The sequence below is a fragment of the Streptomyces sp. CO7 genome (assembly GCF_053474865.1).
The window spans coordinates 872,087-881,134 of record NZ_JBRIOU010000002.1 but is presented as its reverse complement, the minus strand read 5'-3'; the positions used below and the strand labels follow the sequence as shown (position 1 = coordinate 881,134).

7 protein-coding genes and 1 pseudogene are annotated in these 9,048 nt (G+C 69.3%); all 8 read left to right on the top strand.

Annotated features, from left to right (window positions below; genetic code table 11):
- The first annotated feature begins 44 nt into the window (after nucleotides 1-44).
- Nucleotides 45-863, top strand: a complete 819-nt coding sequence (locus tag ACOV8S_RS06020; protein ID WP_448316502.1) for a TetR family transcriptional regulator — start codon at nucleotides 45-47, stop codon at nucleotides 861-863.
- A 207-nt stretch (nucleotides 864-1,070) separates the two neighbouring features.
- Nucleotides 1,071-1,202: a hypothetical protein gene (locus ACOV8S_RS06015; protein ID WP_448316501.1), complete on the top strand. Its 132-nt coding sequence runs from the start codon at nucleotides 1,071-1,073 to the stop codon at nucleotides 1,200-1,202.
- 1,334 nt (nucleotides 1,203-2,536) lie between these two features.
- A complete protein-coding gene (gene ccrA / locus ACOV8S_RS06010; protein WP_448317374.1) occupies nucleotides 2,537-3,874 on the top strand; it encodes a crotonyl-CoA carboxylase/reductase in 1,338 nt (445 codons plus the stop codon).
- 17 nt (nucleotides 3,875-3,891) lie between these two features.
- Entirely contained in the window at nucleotides 3,892-5,919 is a 2,028-nt protein-coding gene (locus ACOV8S_RS06005) for a protein meaA (protein ID WP_448316500.1), read from the top strand.
- Nucleotides 5,916-6,887: an HpcH/HpaI aldolase/citrate lyase family protein gene (locus ACOV8S_RS06000; protein WP_448316499.1), complete on the top strand. Its 972-nt coding sequence runs from the start codon at nucleotides 5,916-5,918 to the stop codon at nucleotides 6,885-6,887. Before ACOV8S_RS06005 ends, ACOV8S_RS06000 begins: the two co-directional genes overlap by 4 nt.
- 3 nt (nucleotides 6,888-6,890) lie before the next feature.
- The gene (locus ACOV8S_RS05995; protein WP_448316498.1) at nucleotides 6,891-7,409 is read left to right on the top strand and encodes a MaoC family dehydratase; all 519 of its coding nucleotides are present in this window, start codon (nucleotides 6,891-6,893) and stop codon (nucleotides 7,407-7,409) included.
- On the top strand, nucleotides 7,406-8,611 hold the full coding sequence (locus ACOV8S_RS05990) for an acyl-CoA dehydrogenase family protein (RefSeq protein ID WP_448316497.1): 1,206 nt from the start codon (nucleotides 7,406-7,408) through the stop codon (nucleotides 8,609-8,611). The genes ACOV8S_RS05995 and ACOV8S_RS05990 overlap by 4 nt, the downstream gene beginning before the upstream one ends.
- A gap of 201 nt (nucleotides 8,612-8,812) precedes the next feature.
- Nucleotides 8,813-9,048: pseudogene (locus ACOV8S_RS05985) on the top strand (phosphatidylserine decarboxylase); the annotation flags it as partial.

Here is a 9,048-nt window from a genome sequence, read left to right as displayed (position 1 = left end):
GGACGCGCGTACACCGGGCTGCCCGGATGCAGTACGTTCGGGGCATGTCCCACCCCGCCAAGTCGACACGTACCCCCGCCTCGGCCGACGTCCCGGAGAGCGCCGCGGGCAGCCGGGCCGCGGCCCAGCGGCTCAAGATGCGCCGTGAGCTGGCGGCGGCGGCCATGGAGCTGTTCGCCACCAAGGGGTACGAGGCGACCACCGTCGACGAGATCGCGGCGGCGGCCGGCGTGGCCCGCCGCACCTTCTTCCGCCACTTCCGCTCGAAGGAGGAGGCGATCTTCCCGGACCACGACGACACGCTGGTCCGGGCGGAGGCGGTGCTGAAGGCGGCGCCCGCGCACGAGCACCCGCTGGACACGGTGTGCCGGGGCATCAAGGAGGTCATGCGGATGTACGCGGCCCACCCCGAGGTGTCGGTGGCCCGCTACAAGCTGACCCGCGAGGTGCCGACGCTGCGGGAGGCGGAGATCGCCTCGGTCGCCCGCTACGAGCGGCTGTTCACCCGCTACCTGCTGGGGCACTTCGACGAGAAGGCCCACGCGGACGACGCGAACGACGACCCGCTGCTGGCGGAGGTGGCGGCGTCCGCGGTCGTCACGGCCCACAACCACGTGCTGCGGCGGTGGCTCCGTGCCGACGGGCAGGGGGACGTGGAGCGGCAGCTGGACCACGCCTTCGCGATCGTGCGGCGGACGTTCGGGCGCGGTATCGGTGCGGGGCGGGACGGCGCGGGGCAGGTCTCCCCCGACGCGGCATCCGTCTCCGCCTCCGGCGAGGTCCTCGTCACCGTCGCCCGCGTCGACGCCCCTCTCGACGAGATCATGCACACCATCGAAGCCGCCCTCCGCGACCGCCCCTGACCCCACCCTCGTGCGGGCGCCGAGCCGCGCCCGTGCTTCCTTCGGACGGCTGGGCCGCCCAGGGCGCGACGGGGGCTGACGTCTTCCGGGGGCGCGCGTGCACCTGCTGAAGGGAACGAGCCGACGAGGCGGCACGGTGCTTGTACGGCAGGGCGCCGAACTGGCGGAAGGCGCACCCGAACACGTCTGAAGGAGTTGAGTGATCCGATGCGACAGAGCAGTGACTGGACCGCACTGGCGTACAAGGGCCTGGGCGGAGCCCCGGTGTGGGTCGTGATCGGCCTCCTCGTCCTGGGGCTGGCATGGGCTGCCGTCGCGGCGTCGAGGAAGCGCAAGTAACCCGTTCGGCACCCGCCTGGAGCGGAGGGCCGCGGCGCCGTCGCGCCTCGCTCCCCGCGGGACGCCGGCTACTGGCAGACCCTGCTGGTGGAGGGCGATCCCGGCCCGGAGTTCCGTACCTTCTGCCGCCTCGTCGCGCGGTCGGCATGCCGACCGGCTTTCCAGCCACTTTCGGGACTCCGACAGGACTGGCTCACCAGCCCTCGACCCCGCACCGGTAACGGTCGAGCCGCTATGAGGACCGGACGTCGGGCATCGGCTGCGCCGGTCCGACGGCGCGGGCCGCAGGGGGAGCCGACGAGCGGGAGCCCGCGCACGAGCGGCTCCAGGCCCAGCGCGGTGGGAGCGGATGGCTTGCCTTTCGCACGAACTCGATGCCGAGTCGGGAGCCCAGCTCCTCGAAGCCCAGGGCGGACGCAACGCACCGGGAGGCGGGAGGACGCGCACGCCGCTGCGACAGCAGCCCGAGGGCTAAGGCGTGAGCGACCGCCGCTGAGCCTGCCACCCGCGCCACTCCTCGTCCTCGTGCTTCTGGCGCCGTCAGCACGCCGATGTGGGCGGTCCGCCTCGTCCGAACTCGGTATCCCGCTGCACGAAACACCTGGTCGTGCCGGCGAACCACGAACGCGGGCGAGGTAGTCCCCTTCAGACCAGCCTCACCGGCGTTCTCCTGATCAACGCCCGCTCCAGGATCCGCACATCCGGCGAACGATCATGGCGGCGCTGTCAGTGGGTGCGGTCACGATCGCTGATCCGCCCAGAGCCACCACTCCGACCCATCCCACCGGGCACAGCCCGCACCGAGGCTCCCGAAGCGCATGGCACCGAGTGTCACGAGGAGCGGCCGGTGAGGCCGCAGTACTCCCTCCGGAGTGGTGCAGGACCCCGTGATCGAGCGATTCGGCTCCGTCCCGCGCCCGCGCGTCTTCGCCACCCCACACCGCAAATGCCCTTGTGAGAGCTGATCGATCATCGATCGGAAGCCCCAGTCCCACCACCTCTGATCGATCATCGCTCACCTGAACGGCAAAGTTTTCACCTGAGCGGAACTCCTGGCACTCAGTGCCTTGTCAACCGTCACGCCGTGCCATACGTTGTGGGTGTCCGGACGGCCGGCGCACCACACGAACCGTGCGCCGGGTGTCCCCCGCACGGCTCCACGGCCACGCGCGTCCGGACGCCTGCGTCACAGGCATCCCCGCGCCACCACGCGCTGCCGCACCACCCGCCGAACCGACGGCACCACACCCTCAGCACCGCACCACACCCGCAGCACCGACGTACCCTCTGCGCCCCTCAGGCGGGCGCCCGTCGCCGGAGGCAACACCGTGACCGTGAAGGACATCCTGGACGCGATCCAGTCGCAGAACGCCTCGTCGGAGGACTTCGCCGCCCTCCCGCTCCCCGAGTCGTACCGTGCGATCACCGTGCACAAGGACGAGACGGAGATGTTCGCGGGCCTCGCGACCCGTGACAAGGACCCCCGCAAGTCCCTGCACCTGGACGACGTCCCCCTGCCGGAACTCGGCCCGGGCGAGGCCCTGGTGGCCGTGATGGCCTCCTCGGTCAACTACAACTCGGTGTGGACGTCCATCTTCGAGCCGCTGTCGACCTTCGGCTTCCTGGAGCGCTACGGCAAGGTCAGCGAGCTGACCAAGCGCCACGACCTCCCGTACCACATCATCGGCTCCGACCTGGCCGGCGTCGTCCTGCGCACCGGCCCCGGCGTCAACGCCTGGCGGCCCGGCGACGAGGTCGTCGCCCACTGTCTGAGCGTCGAGCTGGAGTCCTCCGACGGCCACAACGACACGATGCTCGACCCCGAGCAGCGGATCTGGGGCTTCGAGACCAACTTCGGCGGCCTCGCCGAGATAGCGCTGGTCAAGTCGAACCAGCTGATGCCGAAGCCGGACCACCTGTCCTGGGAGGAGGCCGCCTCGCCGGGCCTGGTCAACTCCACCGCCTACCGGCAGCTGGTCTCCGCCAACGGCGCCAACATGAAGCAGGGCGACAACGTCCTGGTCTGGGGGGCCAGCGGCGGCCTCGGCTCCTACGCGACCCAGTTCGCGCTGGCCGGCGGCGCCACCCCGATCTGCGTGGTCTCCTCGCCGGAGAAGGCGGAGATCTGCCGCTCCATGGGCGCCGAGCTGATCATCGACCGCGCGGCCGAGGACTACCGGTTCTGGAAGGACGAGAACACCCAGGACCCGAAGGAGTGGAAGCGCTTCGGCAAGCGCATCCGCGAGCTCACCGGCGGCGAGGACATCGACATCGTCTTCGAGCACCCCGGCAAGGAGACCTTCGGCGCCTCGGTCTTCGTCACCCGCAAGGGCGGCACCATCACCACCTGCGCCTCCACCTCCGGCTACATGCACCAGTACGACAACCGCTACCTGTGGATGTCGCTCAAGCGGATCATCGGCTCGCACTTCGCCAACTACCGCGAGGCGTGGGAGGCCAACCGCCTGATCGCCAAGGGCAAGATCCACCCGACGCTGTCGAAGACGTACAGCCTGGAGGAGACCGGCCAGGCCACCTACGACGTCCACCGCAACCTCCACCAGGGCAAGGTCGGCGTGCTGTGCCTGGCCCCCGAGGAGGGCCTGGGCGTCCGCGACCACGAGATGCGCGCCCAGCACCTCGACGCGATCAACCGCTTCCGGAACGTCTGAGGAACGGCGGACGACAGATGTCAGAGCGTCAGAAGGACCGTCCGTGGCTGATGCGGACGTACGCCGGCCACTCGACGGCCGAGGCGTCGAACGAGCTGTACCGGCGCAACCTCGCCAAGGGGCAGACCGGCCTGTCGGTGGCGTTCGACCTGCCCACCCAGACGGGCTACGACTCCGACCACGTCCTCGCCCGCGGTGAGGTCGGCCGGGTCGGGGTCCCGGTGGCCCACGTCGGCGACATGCGCCGTCTCTTCGAGGACATCCCCCTCGAGAAGATGAACACCTCGATGACCATCAACGCCACCGCCATGTGGCTGCTGGCGCTCTACCAGGTCGTCGCCGAGGAGCAGGGCGCGGACGTCGCGGCCCTCCAGGGCACCACCCAGAACGACATCGTCAAGGAGTACCTCTCCCGGGGGACGCACGTCTTCCCGCCCGGGCCCTCCCTCCGGCTGACCACGGACCTGATCACCTACACGGTCACCCACATGCCGAAGTGGAACCCGATCAACATCTGCAGCTACCACCTGCAGGAGGCGGGAGCCACCCCGGTCCAGGAGATCGCCTACGCGATGTCCACCGCGATCGCCGTCCTGGACGCGGTCCGCGACAGCGGACAGGTGCCCGAGGAGAAGTTCGGCGACGTGGTCGCCCGGATCTCGTTCTTCGTGAACGCCGGCGTCCGCTTCGTCGAGGAGATGTGCAAGATGCGGGCCTTCACCCGCATCTGGGACCGCGTCACCCGCGAGCGGTACGGCATCGAGAACGACAAGCAGCGCCGCTTCCGGTACGGCGTCCAGGTCAACTCGCTCGGCCTGACCGAGGCGCAGCCGGAGAACAACGTCCAGCGGATCGTGCTGGAGATGCTGGCCGTCACGCTCTCCAAGGACGCCCGGGCCCGCGCCGTGCAGCTGCCGGCCTGGAACGAGGCGCTGGGCCTGCCCCGGCCCTGGGACCAGCAGTGGTCGCTGCGCATCCAGCAGGTGCTCGCCTACGAGAGCGACCTGCTGGAGTACGGCGACATCTTCGAGGGCTCGACGGTGGTCGAGGCCAAGGTCGCCGAGCTGGTCGAGGCGTCCTGGGCGGAGATGGACCGGATCCAGGAGATGGGCGGCGCGATGGCCGCCGTGGAGTCGGGCTACCTCAAGTCGCAGCTGGTCGCCTCTCACGCGGAGCGCCGTGCGCGGATCGAGGCGGGGCACGACAGGATCGTCGGCGTGAACGTCTTCGAGTCGACCGAGCCCAGCCCGCTCACCGCGGACCTGGACACCGCGATCCAGACGGTCGACCCGGCCGTCGAGGCCCGGGTGATCGCCTCGCTGCAGGCCTGGCGCGACACCCGCTACCAGCCGCCGTTCAACCACCCGCGCCCGTGCAAGGCGCTGGAGCGGCTGAAGCAGGCGGCGCGCGGCAGGGACAACCTCATGGAAGCCACCCTCGAATGCGCCCGTGCGGGGGCGACCACCGGGGAGTGGGCGGGAGCGCTGCGGGAGGTGTTCGGTGAGTACCGGGCGCCCACCGGCGTCTCGTCCGCCCCGGTGGCGGTGGCGGCCGAGGACGGCACCGGGCTGGCCGAGGTCCGCCGCCGGGTCGAGGCCACCGCCCGCGACCTGGGCGCGGGCAAGCTGCGCTTCCTGGTCGGCAAGCCGGGCCTGGACGGGCACTCCAACGGCGCCGAGCAGATCGCCGTGCGGGCCCGCGACGCCGGCTTCGAGGTGGTCTACCAGGGCATCCGGCTCACGCCGGAGCAGATCGTGGACGCGGCCCTCGCCGAGGACGTGCACGCGGTCGGTCTGTCCATCCTGTCCGGCTCGCACGCCCAGCTGGTGCCGGACGTCCTGACCCGGTTGCGCACCGCCGGCGCCGACGACATCCCGGTGATCGCCGGCGGCATCATCCCGGGCGCGGACGCCGAGCAGCTCCGGTCCGCCGGGGTGGCCGCCGTGTTCACCCCGAAGGACTTCGACATCACCACGATCATCGGCCGTATCGTCGACGAGATCCGCAAGGCCAACAAGCTCGACCCCCTGGAGGTCCCCGCATGACCGCGCCCCAGCCCGTGAACCGCCTGCGTCCGCGGCGCTCCTGCCTGGCCGTTCCCGGCTCCAACCCGCGCTTCCTGGAGAAGGCCCAGGGGCTGCCCGCGGACCAGGTGTTCCTGGACCTGGAGGACGCCTGCGCGCCGCTGGCGAAGCCGGAGGCCCGGCACACCATCGTCAAGTTCCTCAACGAGGGCGACTGGACGGGCAAGACCCGGGTGGTGCGGGTCAACGACTGGACCACCGAGTGGACCTACCGGGACGTGGTGACGGTCGTCGAGGGCGCCGGCCCGAACCTTGACTGCATCATGCTGCCCAAGGTGCAGAACGCCGAGCAGGTCGTCGCGCTGGACCTGCTGCTGACCCAGATCGAGAAGACGATGGGCTTCGAGGTCGGCCGGATCGGCATCGAGGCGCAGATCGAGAACGCCCAGGGCCTCAACAACGTCAACGCGATCGCCCAGGCCTCGCCGCGCCTGGAGACCATCATCTTCGGCCCCGCCGACTTCATGGCCTCCATCAACATGAAGACCCTGGTGGTGGGCGAGCAGCCGCCCGGCTACGGCGCCGACGCGTACCACTACATCCTGATGAAGATCCTGATGGCCGCCCGCGCCAACGACCTGCAGGCGATCGACGGCCCCTACCTGCAGATCCGCAACGTGGACGGCTTCCGCGAGGTGGCCGGCCGGGCCGCGGCGCTGGGCTTCGACGGCAAGTGGGTGCTGCACCCGGGCCAGGTGGACGCCGCCAACGAGGTCTTCTCCCCCTCGCAGGAGGACTACGACCACGCCGAGCTGATCCTGGACGCGTACGAGTACTGCACGTCCGAGGCCGGCGGCAAGAAGGGCTCGGCGATGCTCGGCGACGAGATGATCGACGAGGCGAGCCGGAAGATGGCGCTGGTCGTCGCGGGCAAGGGCCGTGCGGCCGGGCTGAAGCGCACCAGCAAGTTCGAGATCCCGGAGGGCTGAGCCGTGCAGTTCGGGCGCACCTACGAGGAGTTCGAGGTCGGGGCGACGTACAAGCACTGGCCGGGCAAGACGGTCACCGAGTACGACGACCACCTGTTCTGTCTCCTCACCATGAACCACCACCCGCTCCACATGGACGTCAACTACGCCGAGCAGACCACCGACTTCGGCAAGAACGTCGTGGTGGGCAACTACATCTACTCGCTGCTGCTCGGCATGTCGGTGCCGGACGTCTCGGGCAAGGCGATCGCCAACCTGGAGATCGAGTCGCTCAAGCACGTGGCGCCGACCTTCCACGGCGACACGATCTACGGCCAGACCACCGTGCTGGACAAGTGGCCCTCGAAGTCGAAGAACGACCGCGGCATCGTGTACGTGGAGACCAAGGGCTACAAGCAGGACGGCACCCTGGTCTGCGTCTTCCGCCGCAAGGTGATGGTGCCGACCGAGACGTACATCAAGGAGCGCGGCGGCGAGCAGCCCGGCCGGCCCGAGCTGAAGGAGAAGGAGCCCAAGGGATGAGCCGCCTCGCCCGGACCCACGGTCTGACCGACGTCCAGCAGGAGATCCTGTCCACGGTCAGGGACTTCGTGGACAAGGAGATCATCCCGGTCGCCACGCAGCTGGAGCACCGCGACGAGTACCCGCAGGCGATCGTCGACGGCTTGAGGGAACTCGGCCTGTTCGGGCTGATGATCCCCGAGGAGTACGGGGGTCTGGGCGAGTCGCTCCTGACCTACGCGCTGTGCGTGGAGGAGATCGCCCGGGGCTGGATGTCGGTCTCCGGCATCATCAACACCCACTTCATCGTCGCCTACATGCTCAAGCAGCACGGCACCGAGGAGCAGAAGGAGTACTTCCTTCCGCGGATGGCGGCCGGCGAGATCCGCGGCGCCTTCTCGATGTCGGAGCCGGCGCTCGGCTCGGACGTGTCGGCCATCACGTCCAAGGCGGTCCGTGAGGGCGAGGACTTCGTCCTCACCGGGCAGAAGATGTGGCTCACCAACGGCGGCACGTCCACCCTGGTGGCCGTGCTGGTGAAGAGTGACGAAGGACACCCCGAGGGCACCGCGCCGCACAAGTCGATGACGACCTTCCTCGTCGAGAAGCCGGCCGGCTTCGGCGAGGTCCTTCCCGGGCTGACCATCCCCGGGAAGATCGACAAGATGGGCTACAAGGGGGTCGACACCACCGAGCTCATCATGGATGGCCTGCGAATTCCGGCCAATCGGGTACTGGGTGGCAAAACCGGCCGCGGCTTCTACCAGATGATGGACGGTGTCGAGGTCGGGCGGGTGAATGTGGCGGCACGTGGCTGTGGTGTCGCACAGCGTGCGTTCGAGCTGGGCGTGCAGTACGCGCAGCAGCGTCACACCTTCGGCAAGGCGATCGCCCAGCATCAGGCGATCCAGTTCAAATTGGCCGAAATGGCCACCAAGGTCGAAGCCGCTCATGCGATGATGGTTAATGCAGCCCGCAAAAAGGACTCCGGGGAACGAAACGACCTCGAGGCAGGCATGGCGAAATACCTCGCCAGCGAGTACTGCAAGGAGGTCGTGGAGGATGCCTTCCGGATCCACGGCGGCTACGGCTTCTCCAAGGAGTACGAGATCGAGCGCCTCTACCGAGAGGCTCCGATGCTGCTCATCGGTGAAGGCACCGCAGAAATCCAGAAGATGATCATTGGTCGCAGACTCCTCGAGGAGTACCGCTTCCAGGGCTGATTCCGGAGAGTTCCGGTCGCAGCCCGGCCGATTGTCCTGCTACGGGGTGTTTTCTTCGAGAAGAAGATCACACCCCGTCAGCGCTCCCGGCGCTCGACTCGGCTTCTGGCTTGCCCAGTTGCAGTGCCTGCCCGGTACGATTCCGGAAAGCCGCCGTCCCCAGAACTGCAGCGCGGCACCATCCCGCTACGAAGGTCTTCCATGCCCCACAGCCAAGACTCTGCACACCGCGACAGCATCGCCGGCACCCGGCTCGCGCGGGGAGCGTCGCCGTGGCTCGCGCCGACGGTCGCCACGGCCGCGCTCAGCCTGCTCCGGGCGCGCCGTTCCGGCGCGGCCAAGGCCGTCGCCGTGCCCGCCACCGCTCTCGCGGCGGGCATGCTGTGGTTCTTCCGGGACCCGGAGCGTGAGATCACGCAGGGCCGCGTGATCTCACC

Coding starts and splice junctions, on each gene's coding strand:
- ACOV8S_RS06005 (WP_448316500.1), top strand. CDS start 3,892: ATGTCAGAGCGTCAGAAGGACCGTCCGTGGCTGATGCGGACGTACGCC.
- ACOV8S_RS06015 (WP_448316501.1), top strand. CDS start 1,071: ATGCGACAGAGCAGTGACTGGACCGCACTGGCGTACAAGGGCCTGGGC.
- ACOV8S_RS06020 (WP_448316502.1), top strand. CDS start 45: ATGTCCCACCCCGCCAAGTCGACACGTACCCCCGCCTCGGCCGACGTC.
- ACOV8S_RS05990 (WP_448316497.1), top strand. CDS start 7,406: ATGAGCCGCCTCGCCCGGACCCACGGTCTGACCGACGTCCAGCAGGAG.
- ACOV8S_RS06000 (WP_448316499.1), top strand. CDS start 5,916: ATGACCGCGCCCCAGCCCGTGAACCGCCTGCGTCCGCGGCGCTCCTGC.